The following is a 21840-nucleotide window of genomic DNA, read 5'->3' as shown; positions in this document are numbered from 1 at the left end:
GGGAAATTTTCCTTTTCACCCCGAGCCCTATTATTTTCTAGCATATACAGAAGGTTTCAGTACCCCGATATAGGGCAGGTTGCGATAGTCGCCTGCATAGTCCAAACCATAGCCTACAACAAATTCATCAGGAATCTTAAAGCCCACATAATCTGCCTGCAAACCGTTTACGCGACGCTCAGCCTTGTCGCACAGGGCAGCAGTCTTTAAAGATGCAGGTTTATATTGGCGCAGCATATCGCTGATGGCAGCAAAGGTTACACCACTGTCAATAATATCGTCAATAACTAAAACATCCTTACCCTTAATATCTTCGCTCAAGTCCAGTTTTACCTTTACATTGCCGGTGGTGCTGGTGCCGTTACCATAGGAAGAGGCAACCATAAAGTCCACACGCAGGGGCAGGTCGATTGCACGAGTCAGGTCGGTAGCAAACCAAGCTGCACCTTTTAACAATACTACAACAACCAAATCCTTGTCTTTGTAGGCTTCAGTGAGTTCCTTGCCCATTTCTACAACACGGGTATCAATTTGCTCTTTAGTCAACAAAATAGTTTTAATGTCGTCATGCATGATAAAAACTCCTTTTATAAAATTTCTTTGACATATAATGTATTTATTCGGAAAAATCTTTCCTACCTGCAACACGTAAACGTCGGAAGATAAGCACACCCTTGGCGCAGCTAACAATGACGCCATCAGGAAGCTGTACCGTCTTACCACCTGCATTACGTACGTATAAATCGTAAACTGCTTGAGTACGCTCATAGCTCAATGTTGCTCTGCTTAAAGCAGCATAGGCTTTACGAATAACTCTTTTGGCTACAGCAGCAGGGTATTTTTTCAACTTTTTGCCGTAAATACGTACACAGCAACCATCGGTTTCCGCCCCTGTATCTACAGCTGCAGCTTCGGCAAAAGCCTGCCAAGCAACAGCATCTAAAGCATCATTTTCTTCCTGCATCAGCATCGCCATCGTAGTTAGACTGCTACACAAATTACTGTTAAAATTTTGCTCTAAATAGGTAACAAGCTCGTGACGGATACGGTTTCTGGTATAAACTAAATCATCATTGCTGCTGTCATGACGATAAGCGATTCCCTGCACGCGGCAGTATTCTGCCAATTGAGCGTGGGAAAAGCCTAACAGGGGATGTAACCCTGCATGGCTGCAGCTACGGATACCGCCCAAGCCTTTCAGCCCTGTGCCACGCAAAATGTTCATCAGCACCGTTTCCACCTGGTCATCGCTGTTATGAGCGAAAACGACAGTGTCGCACTCTTCCCGCAAAGCAACGCTTTGCAAAACACCATGGCGCAGATTCCGGGCAGCTTCCTCTACAGAAAGCCCTTGCTCCGCCACTTGGGCAAGCACGTCCACATGTTCTACAAAGCAAGGAATACAGCGCTCCTTACAGAAGCTTGCAACAAAATCCGCATCAGCGATAGCTTCCTCGCCCCGCAGACCGTGCTCCACATGACAGACGCTATACGTACCATAGCCTTCATTTTGCAAAGCTATACAAGCACTCAAAAGCGCCATACTGTCAGAACCGCCGCTAACGGCAAGCAAATAATGTTTGTCAGCCTCCAGCGCCTTGCGTAATGCTTTATGCAGTTTGAATACTAATGCATCAATCTTCATAGCTTTATATTCTGCTACATGAAAATAAAGGGCACCCCGCAGAGTGCCCCTTTTCACCAAACTTATCTTTCACGTCTGGCGCCACGGCCGCCACGTTTGGATTCAGTATTGCGTTTTAAATCCAGCATGCGGTCATCGCTGTCCTTCAGGAACTTGGACAATTTATCCTCGAAAGAAAGCGGGGATGCGGGACGTGCACTTTGCTGGCGCATGCCATTGCCACGACGTTCGCGGTTTTCCGGCTGCGGACGTTGGGGCTTAGGTTGAGGAGCAGGCGGAGGAGTGAGCTGTTTAATAGACAGACCAATCTTGCCACGCTCATCAATGGTCAATACTTTGACCTTAACCTTGTCATGTTCTTTTAAAAAGTCATGCACATCTTTTACATAAACATTGGATACTTCGGAAATATGGATAAGGCCTACTTTGCCTTCCGGTAATTGGACAAAAGCGCCAAAATTGGTGATGCCAGTGACTTCACCCTCAACAATTGCACCTACTTCAAGTGACATCGAGAAAAAAATCCCCCTTAAAAATTCTTTAATACTATTGTATTATACTCTTAACAAAAGAAAAGTGTCAACAAAAAAAGCAGAACAAAGACCATTACTTTTGTTCTGCTTGCTTTTGGTCCTCTACTATAAAGAGGGGCACCTCATTTTTACCCACCATATTGTAATCCTCGCGGGCCAGCTTTTCAATATAACGCGGGTCATGCAGTCGCTTCCGCTCCGCTTCCAGCTCTGCTTTCTGCTTCTGCAGAGTTTCAATACGCAGCGCTGTAGCTTCCTGCTCCTGCTTGATCTTGTAGATGCTGTACTCCTGCCTGCCAACTACAAAAGTGCACATGGCGATGACTACCAGCATGAACAGCAAAAAGCCGCGAGATTTACGTCTTTTACGCCTTCTCATGGGTACCTCCTGGTTTTACGTCAAAAAAACACATAATGCCCGACTACAAAGCCGGGCATTTAGCAAACAAGATTATTTTGCGTTTACAACGTCCTTGAAAGCTTTACCAGCTTTGAAAGCAGGAACGGTAGCAGCAGGAATTTCTACTGCAGCCTTGGTTTGGGGGTTCTTGCCCATGCGAGCTTTGCGGGTGCGTGCTTCAAAAGTGCCGAAGCCTACAACCTGTACCTTACCGCCTTTAGCTACCTCTTCCTTAACGGTTTCCAGAGTAGCGGAAATTGCCTTCTCCACGTCTTTTTTGGTCAAGCCAGCTTTTTCTGCAACAGCGGCGATTAATTCAGTCTTGTTCATTAAAAAATCCTCCTTCAGTTATAGTCTTCGAGCTTCAATCAAATTCAGAGCACGCGGCTCATCTTGACTAGCATATAGTATTCTACACGCTAAAACAGTTTCCTGCAAGCCTTTTTTAGAAAATTTCTTCCAATTCCCCGTATTTATAGGGGTTTCCCTTACTTTTCTGCTGCTTTAGCCTCATCCCAGAAGCGATCCAGTTCAGCCAAAGTAAAATCCTGCCATGTTTTACCGCTTGCTTCCACTTGCGCTTCCACATGGGCAAAACGGGTAGCAAAGCGATTATTAGTCCCATTTAGAGCAACTTCGGGCTCAATTTTATAATGACGCGCATAGTTAACGATGGCAAAAAGCACGTCGCCTAATTCTGCTTCTGCCGCTTCCTTGTCCCCTGCCTGCAGTGCTTCCTGCAGTTCGCCCAATTCCTCCTGTACCTTTGCCCATACACCGGTGGTATCAGGCCAATCAAAGCCAACTTTAGCAGCCTTGCTCTGTAGCTTGTACGCACGCATCAGTGCAGGCAAGCCTTGTGCTACACCATCAAGAATATGCTTGCGCTCAGTCTTCTCCGTTTTCTTGATAGCTTCCCAATTTACCAGCACTTCATCGCTGCCATTAACATGAGTTTCGCCGAAAACGTGGGGATGACGGCGAATCAATTTATCCACTACTTCGTCAATAACATCCTGCAAATCAAAGCGACCCGCTTCTTCCGCCATACGGGCATGGAAAACAATCTGCATCAGCACATCGCCCAGTTCTTCACGCATACCTTCCACATCGTCATTATCAACGGCTTCTAAGTATTCGTAAACTTCTTCAATCATGTTGCTGCGGATGGACGCATGGGTTTGCTCACGGTCCCAAGGACAACCACCGGGCTCACGCAGAGTACGCATAACATCTACCAAAGGCTGGATATCAACGTCATCAAAGGAATCAGTGTCTACCAATTCTTCATCGGCATCGTTGAAAACTTCCACATCGCTTTCCTCATCATCACCAAAGCTGACAATACCTTTAGGCATTACGCCATCTTCCATGGGAGGAATATAAGCACTGGTCAAATGGTCGATATGGGGCTGACGATCCAGCTCGAACAATTTTATAGGACGGCATTCTTCGTCAGGCAGGCCCAAATTGCGCAGGAAATAGATTTCGTAATCATCATCCAGCGTATCCATCAAGGCAATTTTCAAATCGCTAGCTACCAATTGGCTGTAAACCTGGGTAATCATCAAAGGATAATTACCTGCATCCCCTACGACAGCAAAATCTTGGGCATCAATAATACGCAGACCGGCGATAGGGTCAATGCCTAATTCTACATAAGCCAAGTCCAAGAAACTCATGGAGGGCTTAATTACCAGCTTCACGCCCTGCTCCTTAGCCTGCTCCCGCAGCATTACTACAGTGCGCTCCGCAACCAGAGGACTACCGGGCACAGCATACACCACATCGCCCTTTTGAGCAGCAGCCAAAACACGGGCAACAACGTTGCCATAAACTTCTTCGAAGGATGCTCCCTGCTCGTACAAATCATCACAGGAAGTATAGTTAACGCCTTCTTTTTCCAGTTCGGAAACAGAAGGATGCACAGCCGTGCGCAAGATAACCTGCTGACAGTTTTTCAGCAGCCCCATGGTTTCCAAGGACAAATGGCCTACAGCACCGGGACCTAAGCCAACGATAGTAATAGTACCCATAGCAATTCTCCTATCTATTTGCAAAATTTCTTAACTAATGGTAAATGACGCAGTTCATCCTTGCTCACAGCGCCCAGAAGCAGCAAAAGCAGCACATAGGCTGCAGCTGCCACAGCCATGGCCAACACCACTGCCACCACGTTACCTAATACGGCAGCAGCAGCATAGACATTGACGGCTACAGCACCCATCAAGGCAGCTGCCACCATAATTCTAATTATATTATACCAACGAAAGGTAATTTTGTAATAGCCCAAAGCTAAAATATTCAATAGCGCGGTAACGCCAAAATTAATATTGGTGGCCCACGCTGCCCCGACGATACCATACTCGCCTGCTGTCAAGGGCGACAGCACAGCCAGCTTGGCACCAATGCCAATCAACATGTGCACCATGGGCAAAGCACTATACCCCATACCTTGCAGTACACCCGTGGTTACTTGGTGCATTCCTAAAAACCACAGTGCAGGTGCAGAATGCAGCATGGCGACGCCTGCCTTCCCGGTTCCGTACAAAAGACGGCTGATAGGTTCCGCCAACACGCCCATGCCCACTGCCGCAGGCAGCGTCAACAAGCAGCAAAGCTTCACGGCCGTTGCCGCCTTGTTCTCAATTACATCCCACTTGCCCAAGGCATGAGCCTCGGAAATAGCAGGCACCAGGCTTGTAGCTAAGGAAATGGTAGGGATAGTTGCCAAAAGTAACAAAGGCTGCGCCATACCAGCCAAATAGCCAAACTGGGTGGTCGCCTGTTCCACTGTCAAACCGCTACTAATCAAGCATCCAGGCACCAGCAACACGTCAATGCTATTGGTAACTGGGACCAGCACATTGGCACAGGATACAGGCAATGCCAAAAACAGCAAACGTTTAACTAAAGCGCCACGCTCCAATTGCTCCCGAGGTTGCAAGTCGCCATACTGCTGCCGCCAAATTTTGCGGTAATGGTGATAAAAGCAGCCTAGCACTACCATGCCTAGCAAACTGCCCGGCACAGCGCCAAAGGCAGCACCGGCAGCAGCGTACTCCAAACCGTAAGGTAGCAGTACATACGCTAAAACAATCATGGTAACTACGCGGATGAACTGCTCCAAAATTTGGGAAACAGCAGGAGGCGTCATCAGCTGATGACCTTGGAAAAGGCCTCGGAAGCTGGCCAGCACAGTGCCAAAGAACACTGCCGGTGCCAACGCCACCAAAGCATAGTACGCTCTGCCGTCGCGAATAACGCCTGTGTCCACCAACCAGCCTGCCCCGGCAACTAGGAGCAACGCCAGCACCAAGCCTAAGGAGGCCATCACAGCTAAGGACAGGTGGAACACCCGTCGCACATTACCGTAATCCTGTTTAGCTAAATAACCGGAGACGATAATGGAAATGGCAACAGGAATACCTGCGGAAGAAATGGCCAGCAAGAGCAAATATACAGGGTAAGCCATTTGGTACAGGCCAATGCCTTCCCCGCCTAACAGACGTGAAAGCAGAATGCGGTTGACTGAGCCAATTATTTTTACCATCAGCCCTGCCAAAGTCAAAATCATTGCTCCCCGCAGGAACTTATCTTTCCCCATCTGCCTTCACCTCCTTCTTTCGAATAACATAAAACTTATATTGAAATAGATTTACTTATTAAATTTATTACCTAAAGCCAGCACCGGCAGCGTACATTCCAACCAGTTTAAAGGCTGTTCCTTCATACTGCCCGTACGGTACACTAGTTGGGGCTCCGCTCCGTTTTTAAAGGTCATGGTGTTCTTATGCACTGCTAGCAATTTCATCAACGCTTCCGGCTCTACCTGCGCCTTAGCATCAAAGGTAATGCGGATCGCCCCTTGACGGACGTTGATGCCCCGTACCTTCATCAGACGGCACAGGCCCTTCAAGCTAGCCAAACGCCACAGCATGGTAACTTCTTCCGGAGGATTGCCAAAACGGTCGATGAGTTCGTCCAGCAAATCGTCCCTTTCCGCATATTCCATTTCTGCAAAACGACGGTAAAGCTCCATCTTGTACCGGGGATCGGCGATATAGCTGTCGGGAATATACGCTTCTGCAGGAATCTCCAGCACAGGTTCCGGTTCAGGCACAGCCACTTTGCCATTCTTCAGGCGGTTGATAGTCTGCTCCAACATTTCGCAGTAGGCAGCAAAACCAATGCCCACAATGTGGCCATGCTGCTGACTGCCCAGCAGATTGCCTGCACCACGAATTTCCAAATCACGCATAGCAATCTTAAAGCCTGCGCCTAGTTCCGTAAAGTCACGGATAGCCTGCAAACGTTTTTCCGCAATTTCGCTTAACGCCTTATTAGGCTTATAGACGAAATAGGCGTATGCCAAACGAGAACTGCGGCCTACACGCCCACGCATCTGGTACAGTTGGGACAGGCCGAAGTTCTCGGCACCATCGATAATAATGGTGTTGGCCAAAGGCACATCCAAACCATTCTCCACAATGGTAGTACACAAAAGCATATCACAATTGCCTTCGTAGAAGGTAATCATCGCGTCTTCCAACATTTCTTCGTTCATCTGCCCATGGGCAAGCTTAATGTTAATCCCGGGCACAAGGCGGCGAATGCGGGTCGCAATAGCCTCCAAGCCGCTGACACGGTTATGAACGTAGTAAATCCGTCCACCACGGCGCAGTTCGCGCTCAATAGCCTCTTTAATCATGCCTTCGTTGTATTCGCTGACATAAGTTTCTACAGGCAGACGATCCTCCGGCGGTGACTCAATGACGCTCATATCCCTGCCGTTGACAAGGGCCAAATGCAGTGTACGGGGAATGGGCGTTGCGCTTAAAGTCAACACATCAATACCCACACGCCATTTTTTAATTTTTTCCTTTTGAGCAACGCCAAAGCGCTGTTCTTCATCAATAATCAACAAGCCCAAATTAGGAAAACGCACATCAGGCTGCAGCAGGCGATGAGTACCGATTAAAATATCTACTTTGCCGTCCTCCAAATTTTGCAAAATCCGCTTTTGCTCCTTGGTAGTGCAAAACCTGTTGAGCATTTCTACGGTCACACCGAAATTGCGCATTCTCTCTTTAAAGGTTATGAAATGCTGTTGAGCCAGTACCGTGGTGGGGACCATAACCGCTACCTGCTTTCCGTCCACCACTGCCTTGAAGGCAGCACGAATAGCAACCTCTGTCTTGCCATAACCAACATCACCGCAGAGCAGTCTTTCCATAGGCTGCGGTTTTTCCATGTCTGCCTTGATTTCGGCAATCGCCTTCAGTTGGTCGGGAGTTTCCTCGTAGGGGAACTCATCCTCAAACTCCTTCTGCAAGGGTCCGTCAGGACTAAAGGCGTGACCGGGAACAATCTGCCGTTGGGCGTACAGACGCAGCAGTTCCTCCGCCAGTTCCGTAATGGCTTTAGCAGCCTTCGCCGTAGTCCTTTTCCAATCGGTACCGCCCATTTTGGACAGGCGGGGCACGTTGCCCTCACTGCCCACATATTTGTGGAGCATCCCCACTTGGTCCACAGGCACATACAGCTTATCCTCCCCTGCATATTGCAAGAGCAGATAATCACGATGAATCCCGCCTACTTCCATGTTCTCGACGCCGATATAACGGCCGATACCATGAATCTTGTGTACTACATAATCCCCTGCTTTAATATCAGAGAAATATTGCAGCTGCTGTCCTTGGTTCTTACTGTGCAGGCGCTTGCGTTTCTGCATACCGTAAATATCATTTTCCGTCAGCAAAACCCAATTGGTATCCCAAAAACGGAAGCCATGATCAAGGTCGCCGCTCATAACATTGACCTTGCCCTCCTGCAGTCCAGTCTGTACATATACACCCTGCAAATTGTAGTTGCGCATATTTTCCGCCATACCGCGCGCCTTCATAGCAGAAGAAAGCATAATAATGGGTACCAAGCCATCACTGAGCCAGTTGTGCAGGTCTTCTACCAACATATTGATATTCTTATTATACGGTGCCACTGCACGGACAGGTACATTCACCGCCGGCAATTCCGGCAGATAGCTGTGCCCTAAAGCAGAAACAAGCTGTACACCGGCAGTTGCACATTGGGCAATGATTTCCGCCTGGGCAAACAGTTCTTCGGCGTTGCTTTTGTTTTCTTTGTCCAATTTTTCCAACATGGAGAACACACGGACAGGCTCATCCACAACGACCAAAGTAGAAGCAGCACAGTAATCAAAGATGGAAGCATCAAAAACTTCGTCATCTTCCACCTTGATGGGAGCAATCTTGATTTCTTTTAAGGTTTGCAGGCTCCGTTGGTTGTTGACATCAAAGCTACGGATAGCGTCCAACTCATCATCAAACCATTCTACACGGATGGGAGCATTGCTATTAATGGGGAACACATCCATAATGTCGCCACGAAGGCAGAACTGACCAATAGCATCTACCTGATCAGTACGCTCGTAGCCCATATCCAGCAAACTCTTCAGCACATCTTGCTGTTCCACCACCTGGGCAACAGTTAACAGCAGGCTATTGCCACCCATACCGCTGGGGCGCAGCTGATGCTGCTGCAATGCTTCTGCCGTAATAAAGACAATACCACGTTCCTCGCCCTGCAAAAAGCGCAAAGCAGCAGCCCGTCCTGCTTGCAGCTCCAAACTTTGGGTATCTGCCTGCACACGGGGCAAGCTGACAGGATAAAGCTCCTGCATGGGCAAATCAGGATAAAAATAGTTCAGTTCCCTGCGATAAGCACGTATTTCTTCACGGGAAGAAGTTATAAACGCCAAACTGCCGGTAGCACCGCATAATTTGTCCACGGCAGCAAAAAAGACCGGCTTGCTGCTTGCTGCCAACCCGGTTAAAACGCAGGACTGTTTATTTTTGTGTAGCTCAGCAGCCCGTTGCACTTCGGCAACTTGGGCAACCTGCTTGAGAAGTAAATTTTCCATAATAATTTGAAAGACACCAAATAGGGCATGAAATTACTTCATGCCCTATCCAGATATATTTTTATAAGAATTACAGTTTTACTGCCAGTACCTTCTTATCCAAGCTATGGATAGCATCTACGAAACGAACGGTACCGGTTTTATAACGAGCGGAAATAGTGTGGGTACGAACGCCGTCATTGAAGTAGCGCAGGCCGTTCAGCATATTGCAGTTGGTAATTGCAGTTGCAGTGAACATGCAGTCATCGCCTTTTACCAGATCATCCAAAGTCAGTACTTTGTTAACATCGGTAATGCCCATTTTCAAGCAACGTTGAACTTGTGCTTCGTCTTCGGGGCACAGACGTGCTTGCATGTCGCCATCCAAGCATTTAACGGCAACAGCACCCAAAACGCCTTCCGGAGCACCGCCCTTACCAACATACATATGCACGCCGCTACCTTCGATGCAGCATTCAACAATGGGGTTAACGTCACCGTCAGTGATCAAAGAAATACGAGCACCTGCTTTACGGATTTCTTCCATCAGCGGATAATGACGTTCACGGTCCAGCAGAACAACGTTCAAGTCAGCAATTTTACGGTCCATAGCTTTAGCAACGCGAGCCAGGTTTTCGCTAATAGGAGCGTTGATATCAATGCAGCCTTTAGCACGAGGACCTACAGCGATCTTGTCCATGTACATATCAGGAGCATGGAGCAGGCAGCCACGCGGAGCAATAGCGATTACAGCAATGGCACCCGGTTGACCTTTTGCTACCAGGTTAGTACCTTCTACAGGGTCAACAGCAATATCAACTGCAGGACCGCCGGCACCAACTTCTTCACCAATGTACAGCATCGGTGCTTCATCCATTTCGCCTTCACCGATTACAACAGTACCACTGATGTTTACGGTATCGAAAGCAGCACGCATAGCGTCAACAGCCAAGCCGTCAGCGCCGTTCTTATCGCCTCTGCCAACCAAACGACCGCAAGCAATAGCTGCAGCCTCGGTAACACGTACAAATTCCATAGAAAGCTCTCTGTTCATTATTTACACCACTCCTTAATATATTGATAATCTGGTTATTTATCAGATATGTCTTTGTTTATTATGACACTAACCGTCTTTTTTCGCAACTAAAACTTTATAAGCTGCGCAGCAGCATACCAATCAGCATCTGCCAAGGCAGCACCATCACAATATATAACAACAGCAGGCTGAACAACACCGTAACGCCTGCCCGCAGCCAGTCAATCAGGTAGACTGCCTCCAGCGACCGCACTAACAGATACAGCATCCACACGCAGCCTACGGCCGTTAGAATCCCCAATAAAGGCAGACCTTCCAAGCCCATTTTACCTGCCAGTAGCGCTCCAGGCGTCAACACTAGGAAAGGCAGGGTCGTATAGCCCAATAGGCAAATCAAGCCCACAGGATCGCCTGCCAGCGCCCCCAGCGTTTCCATAATGCCATGGAGCAAAAAACCGTACAGCGCCAAGGCCGTCCCTGCAATCAGCACCGTAACGATGATAATGGCAAAGCGTACTTCCAAAGGCTGCTGCAACAACCAGCTGTTAGTAACAACGCCGGTAAAAAAGCCCACGCTCAAGGTGAAGTACAACGCGCTGCGCCAAGGACAGGGCTGCTTTACCAAGGTAGCCAGACCAACCTCCGGTTCAAAAAGCACATCAAAGGTTTTGCGACGCATAGTCCTTACCTCGCTACATTTTGCACTGCATTGCCTTGCAAGCTGCCCTGCAATTGCTGCATAATCGCAGTTTGTACTGCTTCCGCAATTTTAGCGCTAAAGAAATACTCCCAAGGCTGTTGTTTGGACTGAGTCTTTACAGGCGGCAGACCATCTTCGCCCAGCTTAATACCGCCCAGCTCACCTGCAGCAGCCAAAGCATCGTAATAGTCGCCTACTTCATCTACCAAGCCCAGGTTTTTCGCCTGCAGACCTGTATACACGCGTCCGTCTGCCAAACGGCGCACACTGCTAGCTTCCATTTTGCGCCCTTTAGCAACTGCATCAACAAACTGCACATAGATTTCATCCACAATATTTTGCAGAATCGCTCTTTCTTCCGGAGTCATAGGACGGTCGTTAGTCATAATATCCTTATAAGGACCGCTCTTAATCTTACCGGTAGAAATACCGATTTTCTTAAACAGTTCTTCCGTATTCATATAAGGCATATACACACCAATACTACCGGTCAAAGTAGTTGCGTTGGCATATACCTTATCGCTGGAGCAAACTGCAATCCAATAAGCAGCACTGGCACCTGTATTGCCCATGGTTGCCACCACAGGCTTATTGGTCTTTTCTTTAAAGCGGCGCAGTTCCCTTGCCACTTCTTCTGCAGCAGTAGCACTGCCGCCACCGCTATCAATACGCAAAAGCAAAGCCTTAACGCTACTGTCAGCTGCAGCTTCGCGAATTTGGCGCATAATCGTGCCACTGGTTATGCCTTGGGACTGTTGGAACAGATTATCATGGCTGTCACCACCGCTAAGGATAGTGCCGTCAATATTGATTACAGCCACACGGTCAGGCACAGTTACAGTCTTTTCCCCGTTATTATTGCCTTTCAGCAGGGAAACCACAAAACTCAGCACTGCCAACAGCAGCACAGCGCTAATAAAAATTTTCTTAAGCATACCTGCCTCCTATCAAAAAAAAGGCAGACCGCAACTAAGCAGTCTGCCTAAATAACATTAGTGTTGTTCCCGCAAAGCAGCTGCGATAAAGTCTCTGAACAGCGGATGGGGATTGGTGGGGCGGGATTTGAATTCCGGATGGAATTGTGCACCTAAGAACCAAGGATGTACGGATTCCGGCAGTTCAACAATCTCTACCAGACGGCCGTTAGGCAGGGTACCGCCCAGTACCAAGCCTTTATCAACGATTTCCTCACGGAAAGCGTTGTTGAATTCATAACGATGACGATGACGTTCGTAAATCAACTCGCTGTTATAAGCCTTTTCGGTGAGAGTACCGGGATAAACTTTGCAAGGATACAGACCCAAACGCAAAGTACCGCCCAAATCTTCTACATCCAATTGTTCCGGCATCAGGTCGATAACAGGATGGGTGGTCTTCTCATCGAATTCGGAGCTGTTAGCGTCGGTCATACCGCATACGTGGCGTGCATATTCAATAACTGCGCATTGCATGCCTAGGCAGATACCGAAGAAGGGCACCTTGTTCTCACGCGCATATTGAATAGCTTTGATTTTGCCTTCGATACCACGGTTGCCAAAGCCACCGGGAACCAAGATACCATCAACGCCTGCCATCACTTCAGTCATATCGGTATCAGCAGCTTCAATCTTTTCTGCATTAACCCATTTAATATCCAACTCTGTTTCGTTAGCAACAGCAGCATGGCGCAGGGATTCGGTAATGGAGATGTAGGCATCCTGCAGCTCCACATATTTACCAACAACAGCAATGGTAACCTTGCGGTCATATTTTTTCAGGATGCGGGCAACCATATCATGCCAACCGCTCATATCCTTGGGTTTATCTTCCATATCCAGTTTACGCAGTACGATGGTGTCCAAGCCTTGGTCTTCCATCAGCATGGGTACTTGGTAAATGCTCTTAGCAGTCAGGTTTTGGATTACTGCATCAGGATCTACGTCGCAGAACATAGCCATTTTTTCACGCATACCTTTGGAAATAGGCTTTTCGCTGCGGCATACCAGGATGTCGGGGCTGATGCCGATGCTACGCAGTTCCTTAACACTGTGCTGAGTCGGTTTAGTTTTCAGTTCGCCGGCTGCGGAGATGTAGGGAACGAGGGTTACATGGATGTAGAGGACATCGTTGCGGCCTACTTCCTTCTTAACTTGGCGGATTGCTTCCAAGAAGGGCAAGCTTTCAATATCGCCAACAGTACCGCCGATTTCAGTGATTACGAAATCAGCATTATCTTGTTTGCCAACCAAGAAAACACGCTCTTTAATAGCGTTAGTGATATGGGGAATAACCTGTACAGTACCGCCCAGATAATCACCGCGGCGTTCCTTGTTAATTACGGATTGGTAAATCTTACCGGTAGTAACGTTGGAGTTTTTGGACAGGTTGATATCGATAAAGCGTTCATAGTGGCCCAAATCCAAGTCAGTTTCCGCACCATCGTCGGTTACGAAAACCTCACCATGTTGGTAGGGGCTCATAGTGCCAGGGTCAATATTGATATAGGGGTCGAACTTTTGAATTGTTACACGGTAGCCGCGGCTCTTCAGCAAACGGCCTAAGGATGCAGCGGTAATACCCTTACCCAGGGAAGAAACTACGCCGCCGGTTACGAAAATATACTTTGTCATCTTTACCCATCCCTTCTTTATCTAAACTTATATTTTAACAAATTACATATGCTCAGGAGCAGATACGCCCAAAATGCCTAATGCGTGACGAATTACGTGACCGACTGCCATCACCAAGGCAATACGTGCTTGCTGCAAATCGCTGTCCACACCCAAAATACGGCATTGGTTGTAGAAGGAGTGGAACAAGCCTGCCAGCTCGTGTACATAGTGAGCTACATTGTGTACAGCGCGGTCGCGAGCTGCACGTTGCAACATTTCCGGATATTCGCCCAACTTTTTAATCAAGGCCAGTTCTTCAGCCTCTTGCAAAGTATTCAGTTTCAGGCTCGCTTTATCTGTAGCCACAGCAATGCCTGCTTCCGCCAATTGGCGCATAATGCTGCAAATGCGGGCATGTGCGTATTGGATATAGTAAACAGGATTTTCATTGCTCTTTTCCGTTGCCAAAGTCATATCGAAGTCCAGTTGGCTGTCAATAGAACGCATGGTAAAGAAGAAACGTGCTGCGTCAGTGCCAACTTCTTCAATCAACTCGTTCAAAGTTACGCTTTGACCGGTACGTTTGGACATTTTTACCAATTCACCGTTACGGTACAGACTAACCATTTGCAGGATCAACACTTCCAATTGGTCGGGATTGTAGCCCAAAGCACCAACAGCAGCCTTCATGCGGGCAATATAGCCATGATGGTCTGCGCCCCACAGGTTGATTACGCGGTCAAAGCCACGTTCAAATTTATTGCGATGGTAAGCAATATCAGCAGCGAAGTAGGTAGGTACGCCGTTATCACGAATAACAACGCGGTCCTTGTCATCACCATGTTCAGTAGCTTTCAGCCACAGAGCACCGTCCTTTTCGTACAGGTAGCCGCGTTCAGTCAAAAGGTCGCAAGCTTTATGAATAGCATCTGCGTCATGGAGAGACTGTTCGCTGAACCATACATCAAATTCAACGTTGAAAGCAGCCAAATCTTCTTTCAGTGCTTCCAGCTTTTCTTTCAGAGCGATAGTACGGAACTGTTGCAGACGTTCTGCTTCATCCATGTGCAGGAACTTGTCACCGTACTTTTTCACAATACGCTCTGCAGTTTCTACAATATCGTGACCATGATAACCGTTTTCAGGGAACTCTACAGTTTGGCCCAGTTGCTCCAAGTAACGAGCGTTGACGGATGCAGCCAAATTATTGATTTGGTTGCCGGCGTCATTGATGTAGTATTCACGAGTTACATCGTAGCCTGCAGCTTTCATCAGGTTAGCCAGCGCACTGCCAACAGCAGCACCACGACCATGGCCTACATGGAGCGGACCGGTGGGGTTAGCACTAACATATTCCACTTGGATTTTTTCTTTGCAGTCGCTAACCAGATTGCCGTAGTTTTCGCCTTCAGCAATAATCTTCGCCAGCATATCATACATCCAATCCTGTTTCAGATAGAAGTTGATAAAGCCTGGGCCGGCGATTTCAGTTTTAGCAATATATGCGCAATCCAAGTTATCGATAACTGCTTGGGCAATCATCCGGGGATTGCATTTCAGGCTGCGGGCAGACTGCATAGCGAAGTTGGTAGCAAAATCGCCAAACTCCTTTTGAGGCGGTACTTCCAGCAGCACCTCCGGCAGAGCGCCTTCTTTTAATGTTCCATCAGCAATAGCTTTAGCAGCAGCGGCCTTAATGGCAGCAGCCAAGGTGTTTTTAATGTCCAACCTGTATATCCTCCTCAATTTCAATTAATATCTTCATATCACCATAGGGACTGCCCCCATGATGCAGCGTATATTCAACTTCCAAATGCCAAACGCCGTCGCGGAAATATGTATAAACGTAGCTCGTTTCCGTGGTCAACGCCAATTTTAAGTAAGGCGTTACATAAATGCTTTTGTCAATATAGCCTCTGCGGAACTCCTGCCTGTGGTCCACGGTGCCACTGCGCAGGATCAGCACATGCTCCCCATCCCATTTAAGAGTGGTCTTCGTCCCCTCCAACCCGGATTGGGCATCCTCATGGTACATAACGTAGTATTTACCATCTTTCTCCCGCATAGTGCCTTGATAGCGTTGCTCCGTATTTTGGAGACTGCCATCTGCGTCCTTCAGAGTGCTTAAAATACGAATTTTTACCGGTTGCATCATTCTTCTCCGTAAACACGACTAGAGCCTGCCCCTTTCTTAGAAAATTCACTTGATAACGAAAGGTTGCAAGCCCGGGATTTCTTTTTAATCCAATGCCTGTCGAAAATGCATAAAAAAGACTATTATATTCTTAAATATTATATATCAGCTACTTTCCTGCGTCAAGAAAAGTCGTTTTTTGTTTTTGCATCCGCCCATTTTCCGTCTAAAATTATGCAATTGCACTTGTTTACCCTCGCTTTTGCATATATAATGTTATATATCTATTTTTTGGAGGGGTTGTCCTATGAATTATACAGAAGTCTTTATATTCTCACTTTACCTAATCTTTATGATTGCTATAGGTGTGTGGTTCTTTGTTAAAGATAAGAACGGTGGCGAAAAAACTTATTTTCTGGGCGGACGTGAAATGGGTCCTTGGGTTACGGGTCTCAGCGCCGGCGCCAGCGACATGAGTGCATGGGTACTGATGGGTCTGCCTGCTTCCGTTTACGCACTTGGTCTTGGTCAAATGTGGATTGGTGTCGGCTTGCTGATTGGTTATACCATGAGCTGGTTATTTGAAGCGCCCCGTCTGCGTTCCTTCTCCATTGTGGCAAAGGACTCCATCACCGTGCCGCAATTTTTAACCAACCGCTTTTTATCTAAATCCCGTGCTTTGCAGGTTATCTGCGCCGTGGTCTTCCTGATTGCCTACACTGTATACGCTGCTTCTAGTATTAAAGCCTGCGGCACTTTGTTCAACACCGTAATTGGTATGGACGCAACTGTTGCTATGTACATGGCAGCTATCATCATCGTCAGCTACACCTTCTTGGGCGGGTTCTCCGCAGTGTGCTGGACGGACTTTTTCCAAGGCTTGATTATGCTGGCAGCCCTGTTCATTGCACCTATCTTTGCCGCTTCCTTAATTGGTCCTGATGCAGTTTCCCACATTCCTACTGACTACTTCAACCCTTACGCTGATTGGCGCGACGTTGTTTCCGGCCTCAGCTGGGGCTTAGGCTACTTCGGTATGCCCCATATCATCATCCGCTTTATGTCCTTAGGCTCTCAAAAAGACATGGGCAAATCTGCAGCCATCGGCATTTGCTGGACTACCTTGATCCTCGTCTTCGCCGTACTGGTTGGCGTTATCGGCCGTATGTACTTAGGCTTTGACGAAAACATCAGTAAAAACTCCTTGGTCTTCATCGCCATGGTTCGCCAAATCTTCCCTGCTGTTATTTCCGGTCTGCTGCTTTCCGCAGTTTTGGCAGCTTCTATGAGTACAGCTGACAGCCAACTTTTGGCAGCAGCTTCCTCCTTTGCCAGCGACGTTTACAAACCCTTCTTCCGCAACGACAAAGCTACCGATAAAGAAATGCTTTGGGCAGGTCGTTTCGTTGTTTTGGGCATTTCTTTGACTGCACTGTACTTGGCAGCTAACCCCAATGCAGGCAGCATTATGGCGTTGGTATCCAACGCGTGGGGCGTGTTCGGTGCAGCCTTCGGTCCTGCTATTATGCTCAGCCTGTTCTGGAAACGTTTCACCTTCCAAGGTGCTGTAGCAGCCATCATCACCGGTGCTGTCGTTGACTTAGGCTGGTTCGCATTCCTGTCTTCTACCGGCATTTACGAAATTCTCCCCGGTTTCTTTGCCAGCCTCATCGTCGGCATAGTTGCTTCCCTCATGAGTCCGCCTCCTTCCGAAGAGGTTATCGCCCTCTACAAAGAAGCTACTAAATACGAAGACTAAATGTAAACTGCTTTACAGAAAAAAATTAAGTAAATAAAAAAATACAGTCTAATTAACATTTTTCTTGCTTTTTAGAATAATCGCGATATACTGTAGCCAAGGATTAAACCCCGATATGCCAATGAAGGCGCATATCGGGGTTTTCTGTTTTTAGGGAGTGATCGCATTGATCCCTATTTATTCTTTTTATTTTTATTTTAATGAGGGGTGAATATCCATGACAGAAAAACAGACTATAAAACAGGAAGGCTTCTTCAAGAAGTACGGTTTTTACATCGCGCTTATCGTTCTCCTAGGCATTATCGCTATGCCCACACCGGAAGGACTTTCCGTCGCAGGACAGCGTATGCTGGGCGTAATGGTCTTCTCCGTAATCGTTTGGGCCACTACCGCCATCTCCTATCCAGTCAGCGCCGGTGTTATCATTACGCTGATTGCTCTTTTAATTGGCTTCTCTCCCAATCCTGCTACAGGAAAGATTTTTGGTACCTCCGCAGGACTAGCCATGGGACTCAAAGGCTTTTCCGCTACCGCCTTCTGCTTAGTTGCAGCAGCAATGTTCCTTGCCACTGCCATGACCAAGACAGGTCTTGACAAACGTATTGCTTTGGTTATCCTGTCCAAGCTAGGCGCCAAAGCTAACCGCGTCGTTATCGGTGTCATCTGCTGCGGTTTCATCCTCAGCTTCTTCGTCCCCAGCACCACCGCCCGTGTTGCCTGCCTGGTCCCCATTGTTATGGGTATGATTCAAGCCTTCGGCGTGCCCCTGAAAAGTAAATTTGCAGGTATGCTGATGATTACCGTGGCCCAAGTCGACAGCGTTTGGAACGTGGGTATTAAAACTGCAGCGGCTCAGAACATGGTTGCTGTAAACTTTATCCGCAGCCAATTAGGCGTAGACATTTCCTGGCTTGATTGGTTCATCGCCGCCGCTCCTTTTGCTATGCTGATGAGTTTTGCTTTGTACCACGTAATGATGTTCATTATGCCTCCGGAAATCGACGAAATCCCCGGCGGTCAAGCCACAGTTAAAAAACTTTTGGCTGATATGGGCAAAATTACGGCTAATGAAATCAAGCTGTTAGTCATCTCCCTATGCCTACTGCTCCTGTGGACCACAGAGAAAAAACTCCACGTCATCGATACCTATACCACTACTATGATTGCCATCACTCTGCTGATGCTGCCGAAAATCGGCGTTATGACTTGGGAAGAAGTAGTACATAAAATTAACTGGGGTACAGTAGTGCTCTTTGGCGTTGGCATTTCCTTGGGCAGCGCCCTGCTTTCCACCAAAGCCGCTACCTGGCTGGCTAACGTTATCGTTACCACCTTTGATTTGGCTAACTCCTCCACTTTGATGGTTTTAGGTATTATGGCACTGTTCCTCATCATCGTACACATGGGTTTCGCCAGTGCAACAGGTTTAGCTGCAGCCATTATCCCCATCGTTATCAGCGTACTGCAGCATCTAAAGACTCCGGGCGTCAACATCGTGGGTATGACCATGATCCTGCAATACGTTGTAAGCTTCGGTTTTATCCTGCCGGTTAACGCACCGCAGAACATGATTGCCTACGGTACCAACACCTTTGAAGTTAAAGACTTTGTCCGCAGCGGTATCCCCATGACCATCATTGGTTACGCATTAATTATGTTCTTGGGCATGACCTATTGGAAGTGGATGGGTCTGGTATAAATAAAAGCCGTGATGTATCTAGTCGCGTTATCATATCCCGGCTCACTAGCAATTTTGACGCTCATTTCGTGCAGAATCACAACGAAGATTCGCGGCTAATCTTGTTCGTAAAACAAGATTCTGTCGGGTACGCTTCACTTCGGTGATTCTAAGCACTCATGAGCTAAAATTGCAAATGATTCGCCTTTGGATATGATAACAGCGACAGCATCACGGCTTTTTACTATCTTATTGCGGACCGGGGAACGCATCCACAAATTGAATTTTTAAATCTTCAAAAGCATTAACATATTGAATGGTAAAATCTTCGCCACTGGTAACGAATTGCCATTCACCAATATCGTCAGGAAAATTGTTGACCTTTTTCACCCGCAAATCCGGGAAAGAGTTTACTACTTTGACCTTTAAATCAGGAAAGCTGTTGACCACCTTTACACGACCGCACAGTTTAATTCCTTTGCAATAACCTGAATTGGCACGTCCTGCAAGGGCAGGCACCGCCAAACCCATCAGTAAAGCTAACGTACAGAGAATTACGCCTAACTTTTTCATAGTCAAACCTCCAATCGTTATACCGGCATAATAGCACAAGTTTAAATTACGATTTAGAAACTTTGTCAGCTGAAGAGAATTATTTGCCCTTCAGCTGTAATTATAATATACTATGAGTAACGAAACTTGTAAAGATTTCCGCGGAGGTAAAATTGATGGGTATTTTCGGCAACATTTACTTAGCTTATTGGTTATATAACCAGATTTTCTTTCTAGTAGGAGCTTTGGGCTTTCTGCTAGTGCTTTTCATCGTTGGTCTTTTAGGCTTAGGCGCTTTAGACAGCGTTATCGGTTTCGCCTTTGACTTAGTGCTGCTCTCCATGCTCTACAAATGGTTCGGGCGTTTCTACTGGCGCACCAAACTAGAGGACGCACGTCCGTGGCCCGGGGCAGCAGCCCGTGCAGCAGTAGTGCCTGTAATCCTTGGCAGCATCATCCTCACCATCTGCTTTGCCTTTGCAGGCGGCGACCACAAAGCAACTATGCTGGGCATGCCCTTCTTAGCGGTAGTGAATTTAAGCTTTGCTTATCTGCCTTTGGCCAACAGCGTTTGGACCATGCTGGTAATTGCCATTGCCTTTAATCTGCTCACCATTTTCTGTTTCTCCCGCTATTGTCAAAAATATGCCAACATCAAATTACCATTGGTAACCATGGCGCAGTATCTGCTGCTCTGCTTCGTTTTGTGCACTGTTGTTATCTATTACTTTACGCTGCAAGCACTGTAAGGGTAAGGTAATTCTAAAGTTCAAAATGCAGGCATTCTCTATAATTGACAAAAAAATTCTCTAGAGATATAATAATAGCAAGAGATAGCTGGCTCCGACAGGCTGGCTCTCCTCGTTGTTTAGTGTTTGAAGGAAGCCGCCTACCGTTGTTTAGGCGGTTTTTCTCATTTTATGCGAAATAAAACGAGAGAAGTTGCACTACGATCTTAATAACATCCAATAATATTAAAAGGACATCAAAAATTGTCATAGGCTCACCTCCCTACTTTGGGAGTAGGAAAACCAGCCGCCAACTGTCTCTTGCTATATAGATTATAACATAGAGTGCATAACTCCACAATGAAATATAAACAAATTATCGATTGTTTGTCTAAATTATTATTTATGCTCCCCTTACACCCTTTCGCCCCACTCTCTAAGCAGCTTTTTCCGTTCCTTCCAGTCCGGCATAAAACGCTCCATCCAAGCGTAAAAGCTCGGACCATGGTTATGCTCGAAGAAGTGGCAGTATTCGTGGAGCACTACGTGGTCAAGGCATTCTAGAGGCATGTGCAGTAAACGTGTATTAAGAGTAATAATCCCATCCCTATATTTGCAGGAACCCCAACGGGACTTCATCCTGCGTAGCTTTAGCTGGGGCTGAGGCACACCATAAGGTTGCAGAATTTTGCACCACCTATCTATGGCATCCTGAAACACCTGCCAACAATAATCGTTTAAAGCTTTGTTAAGCACCTTAGCAAACAGTTCTTCATTCTGAACATCACGCAAAGTCAGCACAATGCGTTCTGCTTCCACCATGCCGCTGTTTTTGCTTCCTTGAAGAACAACGATTGCTAAAGACCGTCCCAACACAGGGATGGTCTTATTTTTTTGTATTTCTTCCTGCAGTTGCTCCTTCTGCTCGCTTCTAGTAGCTATACGCTGACGCGCCTGCAAGATGAAATCAACTTTAGCTTTCACAAAGGCATCCACCGTAGCAAGAGGAATCCCTAAGTTGGCAGAGACGGCAATCGTGCCATCGACTTGCACCCGCAGATACATATTCTTAATAGCTTTCCGCGTTAGGACATAAGCAATTTCTAAACCACCGACTTTTACTTTCCGTATGCTTTTACTAATTTTTGGCATTGGACATTCT

At 47.1% G+C, this 21840-nt stretch carries 19 protein-coding genes; 3 read left to right on the top strand and 16 right to left on the bottom strand.

All coding sequences use genetic code 11. The annotated features are described in order from the left end of the window. Positions 1 to 30 precede the first annotated feature (30 nt). The 14 genes from hpt to ACJMM4_RS09880 all read right to left on the bottom strand — a co-directional run bounded on the left by hpt (position 31) and on the right by ACJMM4_RS09880 (position 15982). A complete protein-coding gene (gene hpt, locus ACJMM4_RS09945) occupies positions 31 to 576 on the bottom strand; it encodes a hypoxanthine phosphoribosyltransferase (RefSeq protein ID WP_405380440.1) in 546 nt (181 codons plus the stop codon). Positions 577 to 616: 40 nt separating this feature from the next. After that, positions 617 to 1645: a tRNA lysidine(34) synthetase TilS gene (gene tilS / locus ACJMM4_RS09940; RefSeq protein WP_405380398.1), complete on the bottom strand. Its 1029-nt coding sequence runs from the start codon at positions 1643 to 1645 to the stop codon at positions 617 to 619. A 62-nt stretch (positions 1646 to 1707) separates the two neighbouring features. Next, complete coding sequence (locus tag ACJMM4_RS09935) at positions 1708 to 2157, bottom strand: S1 domain-containing RNA-binding protein (RefSeq protein WP_405380396.1); 450 nt, start codon at positions 2155 to 2157, stop codon at positions 1708 to 1710. Between the two features lie 94 nt (positions 2158 to 2251). Further along, positions 2252 to 2557 (bottom strand): septum formation initiator family protein, encoded by a 306-nt coding sequence (locus ACJMM4_RS09930; protein ID WP_405380394.1) that lies wholly within the window; start codon positions 2555 to 2557, stop codon positions 2252 to 2254. A 72-nt stretch (positions 2558 to 2629) separates the two neighbouring features. Next, positions 2630 to 2908, bottom strand: coding sequence for an HU family DNA-binding protein (locus ACJMM4_RS09925; RefSeq protein ID WP_405380392.1), 279 nt, complete (start codon positions 2906 to 2908; stop codon positions 2630 to 2632). Between the two features lie 158 nt (positions 2909 to 3066). Next, positions 3067 to 4614: a nucleoside triphosphate pyrophosphohydrolase gene (mazG, locus tag ACJMM4_RS09920; protein WP_405380390.1), complete on the bottom strand. Its 1548-nt coding sequence runs from the start codon at positions 4612 to 4614 to the stop codon at positions 3067 to 3069. 14 nt (positions 4615 to 4628) lie between these two features. Further along, positions 4629 to 6185, bottom strand: coding sequence for an oligosaccharide flippase family protein (locus tag ACJMM4_RS09915; protein ID WP_405380388.1), 1557 nt, complete (start codon positions 6183 to 6185; stop codon positions 4629 to 4631). 51 nt (positions 6186 to 6236) lie between these two features. Next, entirely contained in the window at positions 6237 to 9521 is a 3285-nt protein-coding gene (mfd, locus tag ACJMM4_RS09910) for a transcription-repair coupling factor (RefSeq protein ID WP_405380386.1), read from the bottom strand. Between the two features lie 70 nt (positions 9522 to 9591). Then, the gene (gene glpX / locus ACJMM4_RS09905; protein ID WP_405380384.1) at positions 9592 to 10554 is read right to left on the bottom strand and encodes a class II fructose-bisphosphatase; all 963 of its coding nucleotides are present in this window, start codon (positions 10552 to 10554) and stop codon (positions 9592 to 9594) included. A gap of 97 nt (positions 10555 to 10651) precedes the next feature. Then, on the bottom strand, positions 10652 to 11215 hold the full coding sequence (locus ACJMM4_RS09900; protein ID WP_405380382.1) for a YIP1 family protein: 564 nt from the start codon (positions 11213 to 11215) through the stop codon (positions 10652 to 10654). 5 nt (positions 11216 to 11220) lie between these two features. Continuing rightward, positions 11221 to 12171 carry a signal peptide peptidase SppA gene (gene sppA, locus ACJMM4_RS09895; protein ID WP_405380380.1) on the bottom strand — a complete coding sequence of 317 codons (951 nt, stop codon included), beginning with the start codon at positions 12169 to 12171 and terminating at the stop codon, positions 11221 to 11223. Between the two features lie 57 nt (positions 12172 to 12228). After that, complete coding sequence (locus tag ACJMM4_RS09890; RefSeq protein ID WP_405379098.1) at positions 12229 to 13845, bottom strand: CTP synthase; 1617 nt, start codon at positions 13843 to 13845, stop codon at positions 12229 to 12231. A 42-nt stretch (positions 13846 to 13887) separates the two neighbouring features. Continuing rightward, positions 13888 to 15555 (bottom strand): arginine--tRNA ligase, encoded by a 1668-nt coding sequence (gene argS / locus ACJMM4_RS09885; RefSeq protein ID WP_405379095.1) that lies wholly within the window; start codon positions 15553 to 15555, stop codon positions 13888 to 13890. After that, positions 15545 to 15982, bottom strand: a complete 438-nt coding sequence (locus tag ACJMM4_RS09880; protein ID WP_405379093.1) for a DUF1934 domain-containing protein — start codon at positions 15980 to 15982, stop codon at positions 15545 to 15547. Before ACJMM4_RS09880 ends, argS begins: the two co-directional genes overlap by 11 nt. A gap of 286 nt (positions 15983 to 16268) precedes the next feature. Here ACJMM4_RS09880 and ACJMM4_RS09875 point away from each other — a divergent pair, with 286 nt between their 5' ends. Together ACJMM4_RS09875 and ACJMM4_RS09870 are read left to right on the top strand one after the other, a co-directional pair. Next, the gene (locus ACJMM4_RS09875) at positions 16269 to 17720 is read left to right on the top strand and encodes a sodium/proline symporter (protein ID WP_405384268.1); all 1452 of its coding nucleotides are present in this window, start codon (positions 16269 to 16271) and stop codon (positions 17718 to 17720) included. A gap of 217 nt (positions 17721 to 17937) precedes the next feature. Then, complete coding sequence (locus tag ACJMM4_RS09870; protein WP_405379087.1) at positions 17938 to 19419, top strand: DASS family sodium-coupled anion symporter; 1482 nt, start codon at positions 17938 to 17940, stop codon at positions 19417 to 19419. 228 nt (positions 19420 to 19647) lie between these two features. On the opposite strand, the gene ACJMM4_RS09865 is transcribed toward ACJMM4_RS09870, so the two are convergent. After that, a complete protein-coding gene (locus ACJMM4_RS09865; RefSeq protein ID WP_405379085.1) occupies positions 19648 to 19971 on the bottom strand; it encodes a hypothetical protein in 324 nt (107 codons plus the stop codon). A 155-nt stretch (positions 19972 to 20126) separates the two neighbouring features. Between ACJMM4_RS09865 and ACJMM4_RS09860 the strand changes: the two genes are divergently transcribed. Beyond that, positions 20127 to 20699, top strand: a complete 573-nt coding sequence (locus tag ACJMM4_RS09860) for a hypothetical protein (RefSeq protein ID WP_405379082.1) — start codon at positions 20127 to 20129, stop codon at positions 20697 to 20699. Positions 20700 to 21092: 393 nt separating this feature from the next. On the opposite strand, the gene ACJMM4_RS09855 is transcribed toward ACJMM4_RS09860, so the two are convergent. Beyond that, positions 21093 to 21830: a M48 family metallopeptidase gene (locus tag ACJMM4_RS09855; RefSeq protein WP_405380792.1), complete on the bottom strand. Its 738-nt coding sequence runs from the start codon at positions 21828 to 21830 to the stop codon at positions 21093 to 21095. Positions 21831 to 21840: the final 10 nt, after the last annotated feature.

The sequence above is a fragment of the Phascolarctobacterium sp. genome (assembly GCF_045124115.1).
Classification (GTDB): Bacteria; Bacillota; Negativicutes; order Acidaminococcales; family Acidaminococcaceae; genus Phascolarctobacterium_A.
This window is presented reverse-complemented; position numbering and strand designations above follow the sequence as displayed.